Annotated in this window: 21 protein-coding genes; 17 read left to right on the forward strand and 4 right to left on the reverse strand. The window is 69.5% G+C overall.

The genetic code is table 11. The annotated features are described in order from the left end of the window. From aroB to nusB, 4 genes are all read left to right on the forward strand, one after another. Positions 1-1,104, forward strand: coding sequence for a 3-dehydroquinate synthase (gene aroB / locus V7053_RS00625; protein ID WP_334170346.1), 1,104 nt, complete (start codon positions 1-3; stop codon positions 1,102-1,104). Beyond that, on the forward strand, positions 1,101-1,613 hold the full coding sequence (locus tag V7053_RS00630; protein WP_334170320.1) for a tetratricopeptide repeat protein: 513 nt from the start codon (positions 1,101-1,103) through the stop codon (positions 1,611-1,613). The genes aroB and V7053_RS00630 overlap by 4 nt, the downstream gene beginning before the upstream one ends. Positions 1,614-1,743: 130 nt before the next feature. Further along, positions 1,744-2,307 (forward strand): elongation factor P, encoded by a 564-nt coding sequence (gene efp, locus V7053_RS00635; protein WP_334170321.1) that lies wholly within the window; start codon positions 1,744-1,746, stop codon positions 2,305-2,307. Continuing rightward, positions 2,307-2,717, forward strand: coding sequence for a transcription antitermination factor NusB (gene nusB, locus V7053_RS00640; protein ID WP_334170322.1), 411 nt, complete (start codon positions 2,307-2,309; stop codon positions 2,715-2,717). Before efp ends, nusB begins: the two co-directional genes overlap by 1 nt. Positions 2,718-2,760: 43 nt before the next feature. Here the strand turns inward: nusB and V7053_RS00645 are convergent, their stop codons facing one another. After that, positions 2,761-3,939 (reverse strand): PrsW family intramembrane metalloprotease, encoded by a 1,179-nt coding sequence (locus tag V7053_RS00645; protein ID WP_334170323.1) that lies wholly within the window; start codon positions 3,937-3,939, stop codon positions 2,761-2,763. A 162-nt stretch (positions 3,940-4,101) separates the two neighbouring features. Between V7053_RS00645 and pyrR the strand changes: the two genes are divergently transcribed. From pyrR to V7053_RS00710, 13 genes are all read left to right on the forward strand, one after another. Then, on the forward strand, positions 4,102-4,755 hold the full coding sequence (pyrR, locus tag V7053_RS00650) for a bifunctional pyr operon transcriptional regulator/uracil phosphoribosyltransferase PyrR (protein ID WP_334170324.1): 654 nt from the start codon (positions 4,102-4,104) through the stop codon (positions 4,753-4,755). Next, a complete protein-coding gene (locus V7053_RS00655; protein WP_334170325.1) occupies positions 4,752-5,723 on the forward strand; it encodes an aspartate carbamoyltransferase catalytic subunit in 972 nt (323 codons plus the stop codon). Before pyrR ends, V7053_RS00655 begins: the two co-directional genes overlap by 4 nt. Then, a complete protein-coding gene (locus tag V7053_RS00660) occupies positions 5,720-7,114 on the forward strand; it encodes a dihydroorotase (protein WP_334170326.1) in 1,395 nt (464 codons plus the stop codon). The genes V7053_RS00655 and V7053_RS00660 overlap by 4 nt, the downstream gene beginning before the upstream one ends. Then, positions 7,111-7,644 (forward strand): PH-like domain-containing protein, encoded by a 534-nt coding sequence (locus V7053_RS00665; RefSeq protein ID WP_334170327.1) that lies wholly within the window; start codon positions 7,111-7,113, stop codon positions 7,642-7,644. The genes V7053_RS00660 and V7053_RS00665 overlap by 4 nt, the downstream gene beginning before the upstream one ends. A gap of 54 nt (positions 7,645-7,698) precedes the next feature. Continuing rightward, positions 7,699-8,871, forward strand: a complete 1,173-nt coding sequence (gene carA, locus V7053_RS00670) for a glutamine-hydrolyzing carbamoyl-phosphate synthase small subunit (protein ID WP_334170347.1) — start codon at positions 7,699-7,701, stop codon at positions 8,869-8,871. Then, positions 8,871-12,218 (forward strand): carbamoyl-phosphate synthase large subunit, encoded by a 3,348-nt coding sequence (carB, locus tag V7053_RS00675; protein WP_334170328.1) that lies wholly within the window; start codon positions 8,871-8,873, stop codon positions 12,216-12,218. The genes carA and carB overlap by 1 nt, the downstream gene beginning before the upstream one ends. Continuing rightward, positions 12,211-13,092 (forward strand): orotidine-5'-phosphate decarboxylase, encoded by an 882-nt coding sequence (pyrF, locus tag V7053_RS00680; protein WP_334170329.1) that lies wholly within the window; start codon positions 12,211-12,213, stop codon positions 13,090-13,092. The genes carB and pyrF overlap by 8 nt, the downstream gene beginning before the upstream one ends. A gap of 103 nt (positions 13,093-13,195) precedes the next feature. Further along, entirely contained in the window at positions 13,196-13,513 is a 318-nt protein-coding gene (mihF, locus tag V7053_RS00685; protein ID WP_334170330.1) for an integration host factor, actinobacterial type, read from the forward strand. A gap of 126 nt (positions 13,514-13,639) precedes the next feature. Continuing rightward, on the forward strand, positions 13,640-14,200 hold the full coding sequence (gene gmk / locus V7053_RS00690; RefSeq protein WP_334170348.1) for a guanylate kinase: 561 nt from the start codon (positions 13,640-13,642) through the stop codon (positions 14,198-14,200). A 41-nt stretch (positions 14,201-14,241) separates the two neighbouring features. Then, positions 14,242-14,514 (forward strand): DNA-directed RNA polymerase subunit omega, encoded by a 273-nt coding sequence (gene rpoZ, locus V7053_RS00695; RefSeq protein ID WP_138444270.1) that lies wholly within the window; start codon positions 14,242-14,244, stop codon positions 14,512-14,514. Between the two features lie 12 nt (positions 14,515-14,526). Then, a complete protein-coding gene (gene coaBC / locus V7053_RS00700; protein ID WP_334170331.1) occupies positions 14,527-15,777 on the forward strand; it encodes a bifunctional phosphopantothenoylcysteine decarboxylase/phosphopantothenate--cysteine ligase CoaBC in 1,251 nt (416 codons plus the stop codon). A 76-nt stretch (positions 15,778-15,853) separates the two neighbouring features. After that, positions 15,854-17,086: a methionine adenosyltransferase gene (metK, locus tag V7053_RS00705; protein ID WP_334170332.1), complete on the forward strand. Its 1,233-nt coding sequence runs from the start codon at positions 15,854-15,856 to the stop codon at positions 17,084-17,086. Beyond that, positions 17,086-19,242, forward strand: a complete 2,157-nt coding sequence (locus V7053_RS00710; protein WP_334170333.1) for a primosomal protein N' — start codon at positions 17,086-17,088, stop codon at positions 19,240-19,242. Before metK ends, V7053_RS00710 begins: the two co-directional genes overlap by 1 nt. A gap of 21 nt (positions 19,243-19,263) precedes the next feature. Here V7053_RS00710 and V7053_RS00715 read toward each other — a convergent pair whose 3' ends face one another. From V7053_RS00715 to V7053_RS00725, 3 genes are read right to left on the reverse strand one after another with little or no spacing between them, the layout of a single operon-like run. Beyond that, on the reverse strand, positions 19,264-20,364 hold the full coding sequence (locus V7053_RS00715) for a glycosyltransferase family 4 protein (protein WP_334170334.1): 1,101 nt from the start codon (positions 20,362-20,364) through the stop codon (positions 19,264-19,266). Beyond that, positions 20,361-21,311, reverse strand: coding sequence for an alpha/beta fold hydrolase (locus tag V7053_RS00720; protein ID WP_334170335.1), 951 nt, complete (start codon positions 21,309-21,311; stop codon positions 20,361-20,363). The genes V7053_RS00715 and V7053_RS00720 overlap by 4 nt, the downstream gene beginning before the upstream one ends. Next, on the reverse strand, positions 21,311-22,144 hold the full coding sequence (locus tag V7053_RS00725) for an aldo/keto reductase (RefSeq protein ID WP_334170336.1): 834 nt from the start codon (positions 22,142-22,144) through the stop codon (positions 21,311-21,313). The genes V7053_RS00720 and V7053_RS00725 overlap by 1 nt, the downstream gene beginning before the upstream one ends. Positions 22,145-22,271: the final 127 nt, after the last annotated feature.

Raw genomic sequence — 22,271 nt, forward strand, 5'->3', positions numbered from 1 at the left:
ATCAGCAGCGACCACACCGTCATCAAAGTCACCGGCTCGCAGCCTCACGAGAACTACGACGTCGTCGTCGGACACGGGCTCCTCGGCCGGCTCGCGCCGATTCTCGGCGAGCGCGTCAAGCGAGTCCTCGTCATCCACCCGCGCGCTCTCCGCGCAACCGGCGACGCGGTCCGCGAGTCGCTCGAGTCCGACGGCTTCACGGCCCTCACTGCGGAGATCCCCGACGCAGAGGAGGGCAAGCACATCCAGGTCGCCGCGTTCTGCTGGCAGGTGCTGGGGCAGAACGACTTCACCCGCTCCGACGCGATTGTCGCGGTCGGCGGCGGGGCGGTGACCGACCTCGGGGGGTTCGTCGCGGCGACGTGGCTGCGCGGTGTCCGCGTGGTCCACCTCCCGACGAGCCTCCTCGGCATGGTCGACGCGGCGGTCGGCGGCAAGACCGGCATCAACACCGCCGAAGGCAAGAACCTCGTGGGCGCGTTCCACCCGCCCGCCGCCGTGCTCGCCGACCTCGACGCCTTGGCGACGTTGCCGCGGAACGAACTCGTCTCGGGGCTCGCCGAGGTCGTGAAGTGCGGTTTCATCGCCGATCCCGCGATTCTCGACCTCGTCGAGGGCGATCCCTCGGGAAGCACGGATCCCGGTTCCGCTACGCTCCGGGAGCTCGTCGAGCGCGCCATCGCCGTCAAGGCGGACGTCGTCTCGTCAGACCTCAAGGAGAGCGGACGGCGGGAGATCCTCAACTACGGCCACACCCTGGGTCACGCGATCGAGCTTGCAGAACGCTACCAATGGCGGCACGGCGCGGCGGTGAGCGTGGGAATGATCTTCGCTGCCGAACTCGCCCGGAGCGTCGGCCGACTGGACGACAGCGTGGCGGACCGGCACCGCAGCATCCTCGAGGGGCTGGGCTTGCCGACGTCGTATCGCGGGGACCGCTGGCAGGCGCTCCTCGACGGCATGCGCCGGGACAAGAAGGCCCGCGGCGACCTTCTGCGCTTCGTCGTGCTCGACGACGTCGCAAGGCCCGGGATCCTCGACGTCCCCGATGCCTCGCTCCTGTTTGCCGCCTACCAGGAAATCTCCGAAGGAATCACGGCATGATGATCGACCGGCGCGAGTGGCCCGACGCGGGCTTCCCCGGCGTCGCTGTCGACCCTGACACGCTCAATGCAGTGGTCGTGGACGAAGAACGCTGCGAAGCCGCGCTCGAGGCAAGTGGATCGGTCCAGGACCGCGCCGTCGTCGAGCTCGCCCGGGGCCACGTCAGCCGGGCCGCCGAGCTCATCGTCGAGGCGCGCTACCACGACCCCGAATCCTTCCAGCTCAAGGTGCTCGAGCTCGACGTCCTGCGCCTTGGCAACCGGAACGACCGGGCGCTCGAACGTGCGCGCCAGATCCTCGCCGAGGTCAAGGGCACGCCGCGTGAGGCGACCGTTCAGCAGTATCTCGGCAAGATCCAGTTCACGCGGGGCCAGTTCGCAGCCGCCGAGGACGCCTTTGCAAAGGCCCTTGAGCTGCGCGTCGCAGCTGCGGCGGACGCGAGCCTCATCTACACGAGCACCGTCGCGCTCGGCCGGGCCCGCGAAGAGCGGTTCAGTTCGACCGCGTAGAGCTGGCCAGGGGCGGGGAAGAGACCCTCGGGAAGGCGCAGCTCGGCCGCGGGTAGAATGGACCCCGGATTTCCGCGCGTGCGACTGGCGCTGCCTCGGCGGCGTCAGCACGCAGACATGAGAGGGATACGTGGCAACGACCAACGACATCAAGAACGGCACCGTGCTGAAGATTGACGGCCAGCTCTGGAACGTCATCGAGTTCCAGCACGTCAAGCCGGGCAAGGGCGGCGCGTTCGTGCGCACGAAGATGCGCAACATCACTTCGGGCAAGGTCGTCGACCGCACGTTCAACGCCGGCGCGAAGATCGACACCGCTACGGTCGACCGCCGCGACTACCAGTACCTCTACAAGGACGGAACGGACTTCGTGTTCATGGACACGGAGGACTACGACCAGATCCACATCCCCGCCGAAGCAGTCGGCGACGCCGCGAACTTCATGCTCGAGAACCAGTCGGTGCTCATCGCGCTCAATGAGGGTTCTCCCCTCTACATCGAGCTCCCTCCGAGCGTGACCCTCGAGATCACCTACACGGAGCCGGGCCTGCAGGGCGACCGCTCGTCGGCAGGCACCAAGCCCGCGACCCTGGAGACCGGCTACGAGATCCAGGTTCCGCTGTTCCTCGAGACTGGCACCAAGGTCAAGGTCGACACGCGCGACGGCAGCTACCTGGGACGTGTCAACGACTAGTGAGCGCCCGCGGCAAGGCCCGAAGCCGGGCCCTCGACATCCTCTTCGAGGCTGAGCAGCGCTCGGTCGCGCCGTCTGAAGTCATCCAGCGGCGCCTCGAGCGCACCGACCAGCAGATCAACCCCTATACCGAGGAGATCGTCTCGGGCGTGGTCGCGAAGCAGGGCCAGATCGACGAAATCCTGCGCACTTACGCGCAAGGCTGGACGCTCGAGCGGATGCCCGCCGTCGACCGCGTGATCCTGCGGATCGGCACCTGGGAGCTGCTGTTCAACGACGAGGTGCCCGACGGCGTCGCGGTGAGCGAGGCCGTAGCCCTCGCGCGCACGATGTCGACCGATGACTCCCCGACGTTCGTCAACGGCCTCCTCGGTCGGCTCCAGTCGCTCAAGCCGACGCTGCTCGCCTGAGGCAACAGGGACACCAGGGTTCGGCGACGCCGGGTGGGCCGGTTCAGGGAGCGACGATCAGTTCCCTGAGCCGGCCCGCCTCGTCGAGATACCCCTTCTCGGCGAGGGCATAGCCCGCCAGGTCCCTGCCGCTCACCGCGCGCTGGCGCGTGTAGGCCAGCTCGGTGGCGATGCGGATGAACGCTCGCATGGCAGGTGCACGCCCCCGGGAGGCGGCCCAGCGGATACCAGCACGGCGGCCCCGCGGCGTCGCCAGCATGTCGACCTCGAGCGGGGTGAACCAGCCGGCGACGGCGTATTCGGTGAGCCGCTTGTGGGTCAGTCGGGCGTCGGCCCGGCGGAGGAGGTAGATCCCCGCAATCGCCACGCAGAACAGCGGCACCTGGACGGCCACGTACAGGAAGAAGAAGCTCTCGCCCGAGCTGTTCCACAAATGGTGGAGGAGCATCGCGGGGACCAACCCGACGACGAAGGCCACGATTCCAAGACCCGCATTCCACCGGCGAGCAGCGAAGCCCAGAACGGCGCCCAGCGTCCCGGTGAACATCGCATGCGTGAACGGAGAAAGAATCCCGCGGAGCATGAAGACGACGACGAGGCCCGTCGCCGTGCCCTCTCCGCTGGCGAAGGCACGCCCGAAGTACAGGATGTTCTCGGTGAACGCGAATCCCGCTGCGATCGTCATGCCGTAGACGACGCCGTCCACTGGGCCGTCGAAGTACTTGCGAGCCACGAAGAACAGCACGAGGAGGCCTAATCCTTTCGAGAGCTCTTCGACAAACGGCGCCTCGACCGTCGCGAGGAAGGACAGGGTCGCGTCGCGATCGGCGTTGAGCGGTGCGAAGGTCGCCATGAAGACCGGCTGGGCGAGGGTCGTCGTTGCGACGGCGACCACGGACCCCCATGCGAGCGCGAACGCGAGGAGACGCTTCGGCTCGGGCTCCCACCGGTCAACGAACGCGACCGTTCCGAGAACAATGGCGAGCGGCACGAGCGAGAGCACGAAGCCGACAGCCAAGCCCCCCGTTCCCGTCGACGCGAGCAGGAACGGCACCACGAGGGCGAGACCTGCGAGGACGAGGACTCCGCCCGCCAACAGGAGCGCGGTGAGACCAGGCGTCTGGGAGCGGCGGGGCGCCGGCGGCGTGGGCACGTCCCAGAGGATCTGCGGCGGGAGTCCGGGGCGCCCGGCTGGCGGTGGCCACGGCGCGTTGCTCGTCATGACCCCAAGGCTAGCTTGGGGCCGTGCCGGACAGCGTGAGCGCGGAAATGTTCTGTGGCCCACACCCACCCGAAGGGAGCCACAGCCTGTGATAGTTTTGAAGGCGGTTCAGCCTTCACTTCCTTTTAATTCCGTCCTGTGAGGCGGGGAAAGGGGTCTGCCTTGGCACCTGCTGCAGCAGACAACGGAGCGTCACGGACCGCAGCCCCGGCGCAGCATGCGCCCTCGGGCCGCGTCGTCCTGAGCGCAGCGGATATCGACCGCGCACTGACGCGCATTGCGCACGAAATCCTCGAGGCCAACAAGGGGCCTCAAGACTTGGTCCTGCTCGGCATTCCTCGCCGCGGCTACCCGCTGGCCGTCCGGCTGGCCCGCAAGCTTGCCGCCGCGGATCCGAGCATCATCGCAGAGCAGATTGTCGGCCAGCTCGACATCACGATGTTCCGCGACGACCTGTCACGACAGCCCACGCGGCCCCCGTCGCCGACGAAACTCCCGGCGCAGGGGATCGACGACAAGGTCGTCGTCCTCGTCGACGACGTGCTCTACTCGGGTCGCACCATCCGCGCCGCACTCGACGCGCTCGTGGACCTCGGACGGCCGAGGATCGTCCGCCTCGCCGTCCTCGTGGACCGCGGGCACCGCGAGCTGCCGATCCGAGCCGACCACGTGGGGAAGAACCTTCCGACGTCGGCCGTGGAGAAGGTCCGGGTGCGACTCGCCGAAACGGACGGGCCCCGGGACGCAGGCTTCCTTGAAGACCATGTCGCGATCGAGTCGCCAGCAGGTACGGACGCCGAGGAGACAGCACGATGAAGCACCTCCTCTCGACCCGAGACCTCACTCCCGGCGACGCCATTGGCATCCTCGACACCGCTGAGGAGATGGCCGCCGTCAACGACCGGGAGGTGCGAAAGCTCCCCGCCCTGCGCGGACGGACCGTCGTCAACCTCTTCTTCGAGGACTCGACGCGGACCCGGATCTCGTTCGAGGCTGCAGCCAAGCGGCTTTCGGCCGACGTCATCAATTTCGCGGCCAAGGGCTCCTCCGTCTCGAAGGGGGAGTCGCTCAAGGACACGGCCCAGACGCTCGAAGCGATCGGGGCCGACGCCGTCGTCATCCGCCACTCCGCGGCCGGCGCTCCGCACCGGCTCGCCATGACCGACTGGATCCAGGCCGCCGTCGTCAACGCGGGAGACGGCACCCACGAGCATCCGACCCAGGCCCTGCTCGACGCCTTCACGCTGAGGCGGCACCTTGCGCGCGTTGCGGGGACGCCGTCCGCCGGCGCCGACCTCGCGGGCGCGCGGGTGGTCATCGTGGGGGACATCCTCCACTCGCGCGTTGCCCGATCCAACGTCTGGCTGCTCACGACCCTCGGCGCTCGCGTCACGCTTGTCGCACCTCCCACCCTCCTGCCCATCGGCGTCGAGCACTGGCCGTGCGAGGTGAGCTACGACCTCGACGCCGCACTGGACGAGGCTCCCGACGCCGTCATGATGCTCCGCGTCCAGGCGGAGCGCATGAACGCCTCGTATTTCCCGTCTACTGCCGAATACTCGCGGCTGTGGGGCCTTGGCGACGAGAGGTTCGAACGCTTCGCCACGCCGGCGTTCAAGGATGCAGTGATCCTCCACCCCGGCCCCATGGTGCGGGGGCTCGAGATCTCCTCGACGGCCGCGGACTCTGACCGCTCCCAGGTGCTCCGCCAGGTCGCCAATGGCGTGTCGGTGCGAATGGCCGTCCTCTACCTGCTCATGTCTGCGAAGGAGTCCACCCGATGACCACTCCGAGCCCGGTACCAGACGGGTCTGCCCCGGCTGCGTCCACCCCAGAGGCCTCGGCCGCCCGGGCCGGCGCCTACCTCGTGCGGGGGGCATCGCTCTACGGCGGCGAGCGGGCTGACCTCCTGATCGAGGACGGACGGATCGCCCGCGTCGGCTCCATTGCTGACGCGGCAGGAGCCACCGTGGTCGACGCGGACGGGCTCGTCGCCCTTCCAGGCCTCGTCGACGTGCACACCCACCTGCGGGAGCCGGGGCGCGAGGACGCCGAGACGGTCGAGACCGGATCGCGGGCGGCCGCACTCGGGGGCTATACGGCGGTCCATGCCATGGCCAACAGCAGCCCGGTGGCCGACACAGCCGGAGTCGTCGAACAGGTCCACAGCCTCGGCCGCCGCGCCGGGTGGGTCGATGTCCGTCCCGTCGGCGCGGTCACAGTCGGGCTCGGAGGAGAGCGGCTGGCCGAGATCGGTGCGATGGCCGACTCGGCCGCGCACGTCCGCATCTTCTCTGATGATGGCATGTGCGTGCACGACCCGGTGCTCATGCGGCGCGCGCTCGAGTACGTCAAAGCGTTCGACGGCGTGGTGGCCCAGCACGCGCAGGAGCCGCGGCTCACCGCGGGGGCACAGATGAACGAGGGCATCGTCTCGGCCGTGCTCGGCCTGCCCGGGTGGCCCGCCGTCGCCGAGGAGAGCATCATCGCCCGCGACGTCCTGCTCGCGCAGCATGTGGGTTCGCGCCTGCACGTCTGTCACGTCTCCACCGCGGGCTCGGTCGAGATCGTCCGCTGGGCCAAGTCCCGCGGCATCGCGGTGACGGCCGAGGTCACGCCGCACCACCTGTGGCTCACCGACGAGCTAGTGCGCAGCTATGACCCGGTCTACAAGGTGAACCCGCCGCTCCGCACCCAGGAGGACGTCGACGCTCTCCGCGCGGCCCTCGCGGACGGCACGATCGACGTCGTCGGGACCGACCATGCCCCGCATCCGAGCGAGCACAAGGAATGCGAGTGGGCCCAGGCCGCGATGGGCATGACGGGGCTCGAGACGGCCCTCTCGGTCGTGCAGCAGACGATGGTCGAGAGCGGACTGATGGACTGGCGGCGGGTCGCCGACGCAATGTCCGTCATTCCTTCGGCCATCGGCCGGCTCCCAGACCAGGGTAGGGCGATCGCGGAGGGCGAGCCCGCCAACCTCGTCCTCGTCGATCCCGCCGCGCGGTGGACCGTCGATCCCGCCAGACAGGCGACCAAAGGCCGGAACTCGCCGTTTGCGGGCCGCGAGCTCCCGGGCCGCGTCGTGGCGACGTTCTTCCGGGGGCATCCGACGGTCCTCGATGGCGCGCTCAATGCCCCACACCCCGATTCGGCGGCCGTGGGGGCGCAGTGAGCGATCACCTCCTGACCTTTGTCACGTCGCTCATCTTCGCCGCGCTTCTCGTCCTGCTCGCTGCGGCGGGCTGGCGGGCGCGCAAGCGACGACAGGCCGATGTTCCCGCCCCGAGCACCTTCCCGGACGATCCCGGAAGCGAACGGTTCCGGGCGCAGGGCCAGTACGTCACGACAACGTCGGCGGGCGACTGGCTCGACCGGATCGCCGTGCACGGGCTTGGGATCCGGACACGGGCAGACGCAGTGGTGTGCGACGCCGGCGTCCTCTTCGACCGGGCGGGCTCGGGCCCCCTGTGGGTCCCGGCCCCGGATCTCGTCGAGGTCCGACTCGGCAGCGGCATGGCGGGCAAGTTCGTCGAGCGGGACGGTCTGGTGGTGCTCGAGTGGCGGCTCGGGGAGAGGGCCGTTGACACCGGGTTCCGGACCCGACGGCCAGAAGACAAGACTGCCCTCGTGGCAGCGATAGAAGACCTCATGAGTGCGGGGCGCCAGGACGGCAGCGCGCCAGCAGACCAGGAAGAAGAGTGAACAGTGACTGATGTGACGAACGGGGCGGCCAACCACAGCACGCCCGCTGTGCTGATGCTTGAAGACGGGAGGGTCTTCCGGGGGCGCAGCTACGGCGCCGTCGGCACGACGCTCGGGGAAGCGGTCTTCGCAACGGGCATGACGGGATACCAGGAGACGCTCACGGATCCCTCGTACGACCGGCAGATCGTCGTCCAGACGGCTCCCCACATCGGAAACACCGGGGTCAACAGCGAAGATCCCGAATCCCGCCGCATCTGGGTTGCGGGGTATGTCGTCCGAGACCCTGCGCGCCGCCCCTCGAACTGGCGCTCGGAGGGAAGCCTCGACGACGAGCTCGCGCGGCAGGGCGTCGTCGGCATCCAAGGCGTCGACACGCGCGCCATCACCCGGCACCTCCGGGAGCACCGGACGATGCGCGCCGGGATCTTCTCGGGCGAGGCCGCGCAGCGCACCGACAAGGAGCTCCTCGACGAGGTGCTCGCGAGCGCCCCGATGGAGGGTGCGCGTCTCGCCGAAGAGGTGAGCGTCGACGAGACGTACACCGTCGAGCCCGCTGACCACGGCTGGGAAGGCGAGCCGCGCTTCACGATCGCCGCCGTCGACCTCGGCATCAAGTCGATGACTCCGCATCGCTTCGCCGAACGTGGGGTGCGGGTGCACGTTCTTCCGGCGAGCTCGTCCCTTGAGGACGTCAAGGCGGTCCAGCCCGACGGCTTCTTCATGTCGAACGGCCCCGGCGACCCGGCGACAGCGGACGGTCAGGTAGCACTGCTCCGCTCGGTGCTCGATGAGAAGATCCCATACTTCGGCATCTGCTTCGGCAACCAGATCCTCGGCCGGGCCCTCGGCTTCGGCACCTACAAGCTCCGGTACGGTCACCGTGGGATCAACCAGCCGGTGATGGACCGCCGCACGGGCAAGGTCGAGATCACGTCCCAGAATCACGGCTTCGCCGTCGACGCCCCGCTGGACGGCCCGACGCCAGCCCCCGAGGAGCGCTACGGGCGGGTCGAGGTGAGCCACGTGAGCCTCAACGATCAGGTCGTGGAGGGCCTCGCGTGCCTCGACATCCCTGCCTTCTCGGTCCAGTACCACCCCGAAGCGGCGGCCGGTCCCCACGACGCGGCCTACCTCTTCGACCGGTTCATTGACCTTATGGAAGACCAACGCCGACTGGAAAGCCAGCCCGGGCTGGAAGCCACCCAGAGCGAGGAAGCGAAGTAATGCCGAAGCGTACAGACCTCAAGAGCGTCCTCGTCATCGGTTCCGGTCCGATCGTCATCGGGCAGGCAGCCGAGTTCGACTACTCCGGCACCCAGGCGCTTCGCGTGCTCAAGGACGAGGGCCTCCGCGTGATCCTCGTCAACTCGAACCCGGCGACCATCATGACGGACCCCGAGTTCGCCGACGCGACCTACGTCGAGCCGATCACTCCCGAGGTGGTCGAGAAGATCATCGCCAAGGAACGTCCGGACGCCATTCTCCCGACGCTTGGCGGGCAGACCGCCCTCAACACCGCGATCGCGCTCGACAAGAACGGCGTGCTCACGAAGTACGGCGTCGAGCTCATCGGCGCCAACATCGCCGCGATCGAGCTCGGCGAGGACCGCGAGAAGTTCAAGGGCGTCGTCGAGCGCTGCGGTGCCGAGTCTGCCCGGAGCCAGATCGTGCACACCATCGACGAGGCGCTCTCAGCCGCGGAGTGGCTCGGCTACCCGCTCGTGGTCCGCCCATCCTTCACGATGGGCGGCCTCGGCTCGGGCTTCGCCTACACCGAGGAGGACCTGCGCCGGATCGTCGGCCAGGGCCTGCTGTACAGCCCGACCACCGAGGTGCTCCTCGAGGAGAGCATCCTCGGCTGGAAGGAGTACGAGCTCGAGATGATGCGCGACAAGAACGACAACGTCGTGGTGGTGTGCTCGATCGAGAACTTCGATCCGGTCGGCGTGCACACGGGCGACTCGATCACCGTCGCGCCGGCGCTCACGCTGACCGATCGCGAGTACCAGAAGCTCCGGGACGTCGCGATCGCCGTCATCCGCGAGGTCGGTGTGGACACGGGCGGCTGCAACATCCAGTTCGCCGTGGACCCGAAGACAGGGCGCGTCATCGTCATCGAGATGAACCCTCGCGTCTCCCGTTCGTCGGCGCTCGCCTCGAAGGCGACGGGCTTCGCGATCGCCAAGATCGCCACCAAGCTCTCGCTCGGCTACACGCTCGACGAGATCCCGAACGACATCACCCAGAAGACGCCGGCGAGCTTCGAGCCGACGCTCGACTACGTCGTCGTGAAGGTGCCGCGCTTCGCGTTCGAGAAGTTCCCTGCCGCCGATCCGACGCTCACGACCACGATGAAGAGCGTGGGGGAGGCCATGGCGCTGGGCCGCAACTTCACCGAAGCGCTCCAGAAGGCGCTGCGCTCGCTCGAGCAGCGCGGCGCGCAGCTCGACTTCACCCCCGTGCCCGAATACGAGGTGCCCCAGCTCGTCGAGCAGGCGAAACGGCCGACGACGGACCGGCTCAAGCAGGTCCAGCGGGCCCTCCTGGGGGGCGCGACGATCGACGAACTGCACGCAGCGACGGCCATCGACCCGTGGTTCCTGGACCAGCTGCAGCTCCTCAACGAGGTGGCCGCCGAGATCAAGGCCGCCCCCGCCCTCACCGAGGACATCCTGCGGCTCGCGAAGCGCCATGGCTTCTCCGACGAGCAGATCGGTGCCCTCACGCACCACTCCGAGGACGTCGTCCGCGGCGTTCGCCAGGCGCTCGGCGTACGCCCGGTCTACAAGACCGTCGACACGTGCGCCGCCGAATTCGCGGCCTACACTCCGTACCACTACTCGTCCTATGACGAGGAGGACGAGGTCGAGCTCCACTCCAAGCCGTCGATCGTGATCCTCGGTTCCGGCCCGAACCGGATCGGACAGGGCATCGAGTTCGACTACTCGTGTGTCCACGCCTCGATGGCACTGCGCAAGGCGGGCTACGAGACCGTCATGGTGAACTGCAACCCCGAGACCGTCTCGACCGACTACGACATCTCGACGCGCCTCTACTTCGAGCCGCTCACGCTCGAGGACGTCCTCGAGGTGATCGCGGCGGAGGACCGCACGGGCGGCGTCATGGGCGTCTTCGTCCAGCTCGGCGGCCAGACCCCGCTCAAGCTCGCCCAGCAGCTCGCCGATGCGGGCGTGCCGATCCTCGGCACGTCGCCCGAGGCGATCGACCTCGCCGAGCACCGCGGCGCGTTCGCCAAGGTGCTCGACGACGCGGGCCTCGTCTCGCCCAAGAACGGGACCGCAGTCTCGTTCGACGAGGCCAAGCGGATCGCCGATGAGATCGGCTACCCCGTCCTCGTTCGTCCGTCCTACGTGCTCGGCGGCCGCGGCATGGAGATCGTCTACGACGAGCCCAACCTCCACCGCTACATCGAGAACGCCACGGAAATCACGCCCGACCACCCGGTCCTGATCGACCGCTTCCTCGAGGACGCCATCGAGATTGACGTCGACGCGCTCTACGACGGCCGGGAGCTGTACCTCGGCGGGATCATGGAACACATCGAGGAGGCCGGAATCCACTCGGGCGACTCTGCGTGCGTCCTGCCGCCGGTCACTCTCGGCGAGGATGTCCTCGAGCGGGTGCGGGAGGCGACTGCCGCCATCGCCGAGGGCGTGGGAGTCCGCGGCCTCATCAACATCCAGTTCGCCCTCGCGGCCGACGTGCTCTACGTGCTCGAGGCCAATCCAAGGGCGTCCAGGACCGTCCCGTTCGTCTCCAAGGCGACGGGCGTCCAGCTCGCGAAGGCCGCCGCGCTCATCGGAACGGGCGTGTCCATCCACCAGCTCCGGTCTGCGTACCACATGCTTCCGGAGACGGGCGACGGCGCCGGGATCAACCCGAACGCGGCCGTCGCCGTCAAGGAAGCCGTGCTGCCCTTCAGCCGCTTCCGCACTCCCGAGGGCACGGTCGTCGACAGCCTGCTCGGACCCGAGATGCGCTCGACCGGCGAGGTCATGGGCATCGACAGGCACTTCGACACCGCGTTCGCGAAGAGCCAGGCCGCGGCCAACAACGCCCTTCCTACGTCCGGGCGCGCCTTCGTCTCGGTCGCGAACCGTGACAAGCGTTCGGTGATCCTCGGCGTCAAGAAGCTCGCCGACCTCGGCTTCGAGATCTACTCGACCGGCGGGACCGCCGCGGTGCTCCGGCGCAATGGGATCCAGGCGACGGTGGTGCGCAAGGTGGGCGAGGGTCCCGGCCCCGCCGGTGTCGATGGCGGGCAGGGCACGATCGTCGACCTCATCAACGACGGCCAGATCGACATGGTGTTCAACACGCCGTCCGGGGGCGAGGCGCGCGGTGACGGCTACGAGATCCGGGCGGCGGCGACCTCCAACGGGAAGCCGTGCATCACCACGGTTGCCGAGTTCAACTTCGCAGTCCTCGCGATCGAGGCGATGCGGCAGTTCGAGTGGACGGTCACGAGCCTCCAGGAGCACGCCGCACAGCTCCGGGATGCGGAGACCACCGGAACGGACGCGACGGCGGCGGAGCCGGCGAGTGTCTGAGCAGAGTCCCCGAGCGCGCCAGGCGGCGAGCCGGGGGCCGAGCCGCGCGCCGTTCGGCGCGCGGCTCGCCGCCGCGATGCGGGAGCGGGGACCCCTGTGCGTGGGCATCGATCCCCACCCGTCGCTCCTCGCCTCATGGGGCCTCACGGACGACGTCGACGGTCTGCGCCGCTTCTCCCTCGCCACCGTCGACGCGGTCGCCGACCTGGCGGCAGCCCTCAAGCCCCAGGTCGCACTGTACGAGCGTCACGGGTCGGCCGGGCTGGCCGTACTCGAGGAGGTGCTCGCCGCCTGCGGCGCCGCCGGCGTGCTCTCGATCGCCGACGCGAAACGCGGCGACATCGGCTCGACCATGGCTGCGTACGCCGACGCGTGGCTCGGGGACGGTTCCCCGCTCGCTGCGGACGCCGTCACGCTGAGCCCCTACCTCGGCTTCGGGTCGCTGCGCCCGGCCCTCGAGACGGCGGCGGAGACCGGGCGTGGAGTGTTCGTCCTCGCCCTCACGTCCAATCCAGAAGGGCCGTCCGTCCAGCACGTGGGGGGCGCCCACTCGGTCGCCAGGACCGTGTGCGAGGCGGCGAGTGCGGAGAACGCGCGCTATGCCGGAGAACCGCTCGGCAGCGTCGGGCTCGTCGTCGGCGCGACGGTGGGGGACGCCGTCGTGCGTCTTGGTCTGGACCTAGCAGCGATGGGCGGCCCCATCCTCGCACCGGGGATCGGCGCTCAGGGGGCGAACGGCGCCGCTCTCCGGGCGACGTTCGGGCGAGCCGCATCCCGCGTTCTCGGCACCTCGAGCAGGGAGATCCTCGCGGGAGGACCGGGGCGCTCGGGTCTTCGGGAGAGGGCAGAGCGCACGCTCGCGGACCTGGTGTGAGCCCGGTGGGGCGGCGCACGGCATTGCCACGCTAGAGCTCGCGGACTAGGTTCGGAGTCATCCGTGCGGGGGTGCGCGTGACAATCTACGTGGGAGGCGAGCATTGGGACTCAACCCCTTGACCGCTGAAGAACGGAACCGGGCAGTGTCGAAGGCGACGGCGGCGCGTGCACGCCGGGCCGAAGCGAAGTCTGCGATCAGGGCGGGAGACCTGAGCCTCGAGGAGCTCTTTCGGCAGGCTGACGAGGACGAGGCCCTTGCGCGCCTCAAGGTCACAGAGCTGCTCGAGTCGTTCCACGGCATCGGGCCCGTGCGCTCGCTCGCAATCCTCGACCAGCTCGGCATCGCCGCGAGCCGGCGTCTGCGCGGACTCGGCATCCACCAGCGCCGCGCGCTGATAGATTTTCTAGGAGCGGACTGACGCCGCAAACCGAACGAATTGCCGCAGGCCGGCGGAGGGAGCTAGGGAAAAGGCGTGGACAGTACAACGAGCGCACCCACCGGCGGAGGCCGTTCGTCGGGCGCCGCGAAGCACACCGGGCTCACGGTGCTCGCGGGTCCCACTGCCGTCGGCAAGGGAACAGTCTCGACGTACATCCGCGACAACTACCCCGAGGTCTGGCTCTCGGTGTCCGCGACAACGCGGCCTGCCCGCCCAGGGGAGCACGAGGGCGTCCACTACTTCTTCAAGACCCCCGAGGAATTCGATCGGCTCGTCGAGGAGGGGGCGTTCCTCGAGTGGGCGGTCGTCCACGGGAGGAACCGCTACGGCACTCTGCGGGCCTCGGTCGAGGACGCCATCGCCAAAGGAAAGGCCGTGCTCCTGGAGATCGACCTTCAGGGCGCACGGCAGGTCAAGGCCGCCATGCCCGAGGCACGATTCGTGTTCCTGGCCCCGCCGAGCTGGGACGAGATGGTGCGCCGGCTCGTGGGCCGCGGCACGGAATCGCCCGAGGAACAGCAGGCGAGGCTGGAAACGGCTAAAATAGAACTCGCTGCCGAGCCGGAGTTCGATTTCACTGTCGTCAATGACGACGTGCGGCGCGCGGCAGACGAGCTTGTTTCACTCATGGGCCTGACCCCCCACGCGCGCCAGTCGGCGCGCTAGAGGGCTGTTCAGGCCAACCGCACAGTGCATTGGAGAAAGTCGTGACTTCGAATCCCGAAGGAATCATCAACCCGCCGATCGACGATCTGCTGACGAAGTCGGACTCCAAGTACGGGCTCGTGATCTTCGGGGCCAAGCGCGCCCGTCAGATCAACGCCTACTACGCTCAGCTCCACGAGGGCCTCTTCGAGTACGTCGGCCCGCTCGTCGACACGAAGCTCAACGAGAAGCCGCTGTCGATCGCGCTGCGTGAGATCAACGATGGCCTGCTCGTGGCCAAGCGCGCCGAGGGCGACGCCGAGTCCCAGGACTGAGGCCGGGGCCGCGTGCGCGTCGTCCTGGGTGTCGGGGGCGGGATCGCCGCCTACAAGGTGGCTTCGCTCCTGCGCCTCTTCACGGAGGCCGGGCACGACGTGACCGCCGTCCCCACGGAAGCGGCGCTGCGCTTCGTCGGCAAGGCCACGTGGGAGGCCCTCTCCGGAAAGCCTGTCCATACGGGGGTGTTCGAGGCCGTCGAGACGGTCAACCATGTCCGCCTCGGGCACGAGGCGGACCTCGTCGTCGTGGCACCGGCCACGGCCGATCTGCTCGCGCGGGCGGCGGGCGGCCACGCTGACGACCTTCTGACCAACACCCTGCTCATGGCCCGGTGCCCGGTCGTCATGGCGCCAGCCATGCACACCGAGATGTGGCGGCATCCGGCCACCCAGGCGAACGTGGCAGTGCTTCGGGAGCGGGGCATTCACGTGCTGGACCCGGCAGAGGGCCGGCTCACCGGCAAGGACAGTGGCCCGGGGCGGCTGCCCGACCCCGAGGAGATCTTCGCTGCCGCCCTCGGCTTCGCCGGGGAACGGAGCCGGAACGCAACGCACGACGCCGCCCGCGCCCCTGAAGACGGCCTGCTCGCCGGGCGCAGGGTCGTCGTCTCCGCGGGGGGAACCCGCGAGGCGATCGACCCCGTCCGATTCCTCGGCAACCGCTCGTCAGGGAAGCAGGGCGTCGCCGTCGCACGCGCGGCGCTTGCGGCGGGAGCAGCGGTGACGCTGGTTGCGGCGCACCTCGAGGTCGCGCCGCCCGACGGCGTCGAACTCGTCAGGGTCGAGTCAGCCCTCCAGCTGCGCGATGCGATGGTGGAGCGCGCCGCGGCGGCAGATGCGATCGTCATGGCGGCAGCCGTGGCGGACTTCCGCCCGGCACGCCGCAGCAACGCGAAGATCAAGAAGCGTGACGACGCCCCGGACGAGCCGATCGAGCTCCTCCGCAACCCCGACGTGCTCGTCGAACTCGTCCGGCAGCGGGACGCGGCAGGATCGCCTCAAGTGGTCGTCGGATTCGCGGCAGAAACGGGCGACGAGGCCGGTGACGTGCTCTCCTACGGCCGCGCCAAGCTGGAGCGAAAGGGCTGCGACCTGCTCGTCGTCAACGAGGTGGGGACCGACCGTGTGTTCGGCCTCGACGAGAACAGTGTGACGATTCTCTCGAAGGACGGAGCGGCCCCCGAGCATGTGGCAGGCAGCAAGGACGAGGTGGCGCGCGCCGTCGTCGTCCGCCTCGCCCGTGAGCTCGACGCCCGCTGACAGACGGGCTCGAGCCGGCTTCTCCCAGCGCAACACACGCCCCGGTTCGTCGCGGGGCAGGAAGTAGAGTAGAGCAGTGACCCACGCTCCCCATGGCGCCGGATTCCCGGCCGACACGACCGCCCTCCGGCTCTTCACCTCCGAATCCGTCACCGAGGGTCATCCCGACAAGATCTGCGACCAGATCAGCGACGCGATCCTGGACGCCCTCTTGGCCGCCGACCCCGAGTCGAAGGTTGCCGTGGAAACGATGGCGACGACGGGACTCGTCCACGTCGCCGGCGAGGTCACCACCGACGCGTACGTCGAGATCCCCCAGATCGTCCGCAACACGATCCTCAGCATCGGCTATGACTCGTCCGCGAATGGCTTCGACGGCGCGCGTTGTGGCGTGTCCGTGTCGATCGGCCAGCAGTCCTCGGACATCTTCGACGGCGTCTTCAACTCGCTCGAGTCGCGCGAAGGCATGCTCGAGGACGAGTACGACCGCCAGGGGGCCGGCGACCAGGGCATCATGTTCGGCTACGCGAGCGACGAGACGCCGTCGTTCATGCCGACGCCGATCTGGCTCGCCCACCGCCTCTCCGAGCGGCTCACCGAGGTGCGGAAGAGCGGCGAGCTCGCGTATCTTCGGCCGGACGGGAAGACCCAGGTGACCGTCGGCTACGACGGCGACGAGCCCGTGACCGTGGAGACGGTGGTCATCTCGAGCCAGCATGCCGAGGGCACTCAGCTCTCCCAGCTCCGGGCGGATCTGGCGGATCACGTGATCGCGCCTGTGCTCGCCGCGAGCCAGCTCGAGAGCACCCACGTCCGCAGCATTCTCAATCCTGCCGGCCCGTTCATCATCGGCGGGCCCGTCGGCGACGCGGGCCTCACGGGCCGCAAGATCATCGTCGACACCTACGGCGGGTTCGCGCGCCACGGGGGCGGCGCGTTCTCGGGCAAGGACCCGTCGAAGGTCGATCGCTCCGGGGCCTACGCCATGCGCTGGGTCGCGAAGAACGTCGTCGCGGCGGGCCTCGCGCGCCGTGCCGAGATCCAGATCGCCTACGCGATCGGTCAGGCGCGTCCCGTAGGGATCTATGTCGAGACGTTCGGCACCGAGAGCGTCGACCCGCTGCGGATCAGCGCAGCGATCAACGAGATCTTCGACCTGCGCCCGAAGGCAGTCATCGATGCCCTCGACCTCAAGCGGCCGATCTACGCCAAGACCGCTGCCCACGGGCACTTCGGCCGCGACGAGCCGGACTTCACGTGGGAGCGCCTCGATCGCGTCCAGGCCCTCAAGGACTACTTCAACGGCTGATGGCGGCACCGACGCCCAGTAGTGGGCAAGGATCGGGCTCAGCGGCTCCGCGGGTTGCGCAGCCTTCGCTCCTGCTGGGTTTTCCGGAGCCGACACTCGCTCCGGCGACGCCCCCGGCGGCCCGCGAGCTTCCCGTCGCCCGCGTGTGCGTCGAGTCGCCGCTCCCGCAGCTGGACCGCACGTTCGACTACCTCGTGAGCGAGGATCTCTCTGAGGCGGCCCAGCCCGGAGTCCGGGTGCGGGTCCGAGTCGCAGGACAGGAGCACAGCGGCTTCATCCTCGACCGCGTCGAGTCCTCGGACGCGGGTGTGGCCCTCCAGCCGCTCGCGAAGGTGGTCTCTCCCGCCGTCGTCCTGACCCCCGAGGTCCTGAGGGTGTCTCTGGCCGTCGCGGAGCGCTGGGCCGGAGCCCTCGGGGACGTCCTGCGGTTCGCCGTTCCGCCCCGCGCGGCGCGCGTCGAGGCGGAGTACCTTCCCGACGTCGCCGCCCCGGAACCCACCGCCGCTGCTGAGGTCCGCGGGGCCGACGTCGCGCAAGCGGACGGCATCCCAGATCTCGCCACGGGACCGGGTGTGTGGGCCGAGCTTCAACGGGGACCCGCGTTTCTTCGACATCTCGGCGCGGGCGGCAGTCCCCGTGCCTCAGTGCAGGCTCTCGAGGGCTACGGCCCGCAGGGATGGCCCCAGCTCGTCGCCGAGGCCGTCCGCACGGCACGCCTTTCGGGGCGGGGAGCCCTCGTCGTCGTGCCCGATCGCCGCGACCTCGAGCGGGTACGGGCCGCGCTCGAGGCGGCGCTCCCCGATGAGCCCGTCGTCCGCCTCGCCGCCGAGGACGGCCCGAGCCAGCGGTACCGCGGCTTCCTCGACCTCCTGAGCGGCCGCGCCCGCGTCGCGGTGGGGACGAGGGGTGCCGTCCTCGCTCCGGTGCGGGACCTGGGTCTCGTCGTGTGCTGGGACGACGGCGACGACCTCCACGCCGAACCGCGCGCGCCCTACTTCCATGCGCGCGAGGTCTGCCTCCTGCGCGCCGAGATCGAGGGGTGCGCACTCCTCCTCGCGGGCCACACGGTTTCGGTCGAGGCGCAGCGGCTCGTCGATTCGGGCTGGCTCCAGAGCGTTGCTCCGGCGCGGTCTCTCGTGCGCCGCCGGCTTCCGCGCGTCGTCAGCACCGCGGACAGCTTCGAGACCGCTCGCGATCCGTATGCGCGCATCGCGCGCCTTCCGCACGCGGCGTGGCAGCTAGCGCGCGAGGCGCTTGCCGAGGGGCCAGTCCTGGTCCAGGTGGCGCGGGCTGGGTACGCACCATCCCTCGCCTGCGAGCGCTGCCGGGAGCCCGCCCGCTGTGAGCACTGCTCGGGGCCGCTCGCCGAGTCCGTCAGCCGGGGGAGCCGCACGGTCGCGTGCCGCTGGTGCGGGACGCCGGCCGGAGCGTGGGCCTGCCCGCACTGCGGTGCGCGCTCGTTCCGCCGGGCTGCGGTCGGCGCGCTGCGTACTGCCGAGGAGCTCGGGCGCGCCTTTCCCGGCGCCGTCGTCATCACCTCGTCCGGCGATCAGGTGAAATCCGAGGTACCCGACAGCCCGGCCCTCGTCGTCGCCACCGTGGGCGCCGAACCCGTCGCGCCGTCGGGATACGCCGCTGCGCTCCTCCTCGACGGCGACTCCCTCCTCGCACGGGAGACCCTGAAGGCCGGCGAAGAGGCGCTGCGGCGTTGGCTCAACGCCGCGGCGCTCGTTCGGCCGGCGGACGGCGGCGGTCGGGTGGTCGTGACGGCGGCCGAGCACGAGGCCGTAGCGGCCCTCGTTCGGTGGGACCCCGCTGGCTTCGCGGAGCGCGAGCTCGCGTTGCGAAGGAGCCTGGGACTGCCCCCCGCGGTGCGCATTGCGGCGGTTACCGGGACGCGGGCGGCGGTCGACGCGTTCGCGGGCGCCGCGGCGACCCTGCTTGCCCTGCCGGGAGTACGCACTGCGGGTCCCGTCCCCGTTTCGCCCCCTTCGCAGGGTGCAGCCGAAGACGCCTCGTGGCGACTGCTCGCGTTCTTCCCGATCGCGGATGGCCCGGAGGTCTCGCGCGGGCTGAGAGCCACGCGCATCGCTCAGGCTGCCCGTCGCGGCTCAGAACCGGTGCAGCTCAGGCTCGACGCCGCGGACCTCATCTAGGGCAGCGTCAAGGCAGCGCCGTCACCTCGAGGCAGCGCCGTCACGCCGGAGCCGGAACCGTTCGATGGCCTCCTCGGCAGCCTCGAGCAGAGCCTGCGCCGAATGGTCCCAGCTGAACTTCTCGGCTTGCCGCGCGGAGGCGCGGGACGCCTCGCTCCAGGTATGCGGCACCTCGAGTTCGCGCACGGCAGCGGCGAAGGCTTCGGGGGAGTCGGGATCGACGAACCGGGCAGCCTCGCCGCCGACTTCCCGGAAGATGGGAATCTCGCTCGCAATGACGGGTGTCCCGACCGACATCGCCTCGACGAGCGGCAGCCCGTAGCCCTCTGACCGGGACAGGCTCACGAGTGCCGTCGCGCTCCGCAGGAGGTCCTCGTACTGGGCTTCGCTCACGCCACCGTGGAACTCGACCGAGGCGCCCGGCGGAATGGCCGCCTCGAGTTCTGCTCTGCGGGCCGGGCTCACGCGGCTGAGGAGGTGCAGGGTGTAGTCGGGCAGCGCGGCCATCGCGGCAAGTACCGTCTCGACGTTCTTGTACGGCATGAACGAACCCATGTAGAGCAGGCTTCGGCTCGGCTGGGCCTCAGGGTCCCGAGGCACCAGGCCCCCCTGGGGCGCGTTGCCGACGATGCGCACCGGACGTTTGGTGAGCTGTTTCTCGGCCATGAGCCACTTGGTCGTGCGGCTGACGGTCGCGACGACGTCGGCCCGGTTGAGGAGCATCCGCTGCGGCCAGTAGGCCTTGTGGTAGAGACGCCACAGCACGCGGACGGGCGCGGGGAGGAAGCCTGGCGGGTCCGGGTGCTCGTAGTAGATGAGGTCGTGGAGGGTGAGGATGAGCGGGTAGCGGCGCCCCCACGACCCCATGGTCTGCATGGGGCAGAACACGACGTCGGGCTCGAGTCCGTTGACTCGGGCTGCGATGAAGAGCTCGGCGGGGGAGAGCGGGCTCGATACTCTGACATGGGGCACGTCGGGCAGGAGGGCAAGCTGGCGCTCGTCGCTGATCAGCATTGCCGTCTCGGTGCGGGACGCCACGGCCTCGATGAGGCTCGCGCCGTACCGGCTGATCCCGTCGTGGTGGTCCGTCCGGGTGAAGCGGGCGTCAATCAGGAGCCTCATTCGCCGGCCCTCGGTTCGAGCTCGCCCAAGAAGGCGTGAATCGCGTCAGCGGCCGGCTGAGGCGTTTCGTAATGGATGAGGTGCCCGACGCCGGGAATCACCGTGAGGCGGGAGTCCCCGAGCCGTGAGTGGAAGTCCCGTACAGCTGCGAGCGGTGCCACCTCGTCCCGATCGCCGGCGATGAGGAGCACCGGCAGCGAGAGCTCGCCGGCAACCTCCGCCGCGGTATGGGAGACCGAGGCGCGGAATGATTCGAGGAGCACGTCGCGGCTCGCGAAGCTCGAGAAATGCTGTGCGTGCTGGCCGTGGACGAATCGCCTGAGGTCCGGGTCGCGCGTCTTGGCCATCGCTTCGCTCATGACCCGGACGATACCCGGGTGCCTCAGGAGGGCAGATCCCATCGACTCAGGCAGGCCAGCCCCAGCGCGGTAGTAGCCGACGGCGAGGCGGCTGAGGACGCCCTGCGGTCCGTCAAGCGCGGGGGACGAGATGGGATTCACGAGCACGAGGCGGGAGAACCGGCCGGGGTGCTCGGCACAGACCCGTGCGGCGACGATCGAACCGAACGAGTGCCCGAGGAGCACCGTGTCCGGCCCCAGCCCGAGTTCGTCGGCGAGGGCAGTCACCCAGCCTGCGTAGCCTTCGATGTCGTGTGGGCGGCCGCGAAGCGGCGACGACGCCCCGAACCCGGGGAGGTCGGGCATGACGACGCGAACGTCCGGCAGCAGGTCGACGATGCGGAGGAGGCCGTGATGCGTCCCCCGGAAGCCGTGGATAGCCAGGATCGTCGGGAGGATCTCGACCCCTCGGGAGCCGTCGGATCGTCCGCTGCCGGCCGGCTCGTAGGTGAAGACGGCCGTCTTCGAGCCGAGCACCTCGAGGGTGGTCTGCTGCTCACGCGCTTCGATGGCCGGGGAGAGGAAGCCGGCCTCGGCCGTAGCCGCCATCAGTTCACCTCATCCGGGTTGGAGCCCGTTCGCTGGCCGCGATCTAGCCCGGTGATGCGGTCGACATCGTCGGCAGTCAGGTCGAAGCCGAAGACGTCTGCGTTCTCACGGATGCGCTCGGCGCTGCTGGCCTTCGGGATGACGATGTGTCCGCACTCCAGATGCCAGCGGATCACTGCTTGGGCGGGCGTGACCCCGTGGGCTGCGGCGATCTCGCCGATCACCGGATCCTCGAGGACGCGGCCGCGGCCGAGCGGAGACCACGCCTCCGTGCGGATCCCGAGCTCGGCGTGGACGGTCTTGAGGAGGTCCTGCTGGAGCCATGGGTGGAGCTCCACTTGATTCACGGCCGGCATCACGGTGCACTCCGCGGCGATGCGGCGGAGGTGCTCGGGCTGGAAGTTGCTGACTCCGATGGCGCGGACGCGCCCCTCCTCCAGAAGACGCTCGAGTGCGCGGTAGGTCTCGACGAAGAGTCCCCGCGCAGGGCACGGCCAGTGGATGAGGTAGAGGTCCACGTAGTCGAGCCTGAGGGCGGAGAGCGAGCGCTCGAAAGCGCGCAGGGTCGCATCGTAGCCGTGGTCACTGTTCCACACCTTGGTGGTGACAAAGACGTCTTCGCGCGGAAGACCGCCGTCGGCCGCCTCGGCGACGGCCCGTCCAACCCCCGCCTCGTTGCCGTACATCGCCGCGGTATCGAGGCTGCGGTAGCCTGCGGCAAGGGCCTCCCCGGCTAGCCGGGCGGCGTCTTCTGGCGGCACCTTGTACAGTCCGAAGCCGAGCCGGGGCATGTCGACGCCGCCGGCCAGGGTCACGCTGGGGGACTGGGTCATGCCCCGACTCTACCGGCCCTGCCCCCGAGGTGGACCTCGCGCGCCCGGGCTCAGGCGCCCAGGGCGAGAAGTGCGCGCCCGGGCTCAGGCGCCCAGGGCGAGAAGTGCGCGCCCGGGCTCAGGCGCC

This window comes from Sinomonas sp. (assembly GCF_036848755.1).
Taxonomy (GTDB): Bacteria; Actinomycetota; Actinomycetes; order Actinomycetales; family Micrococcaceae; genus Sinomonas.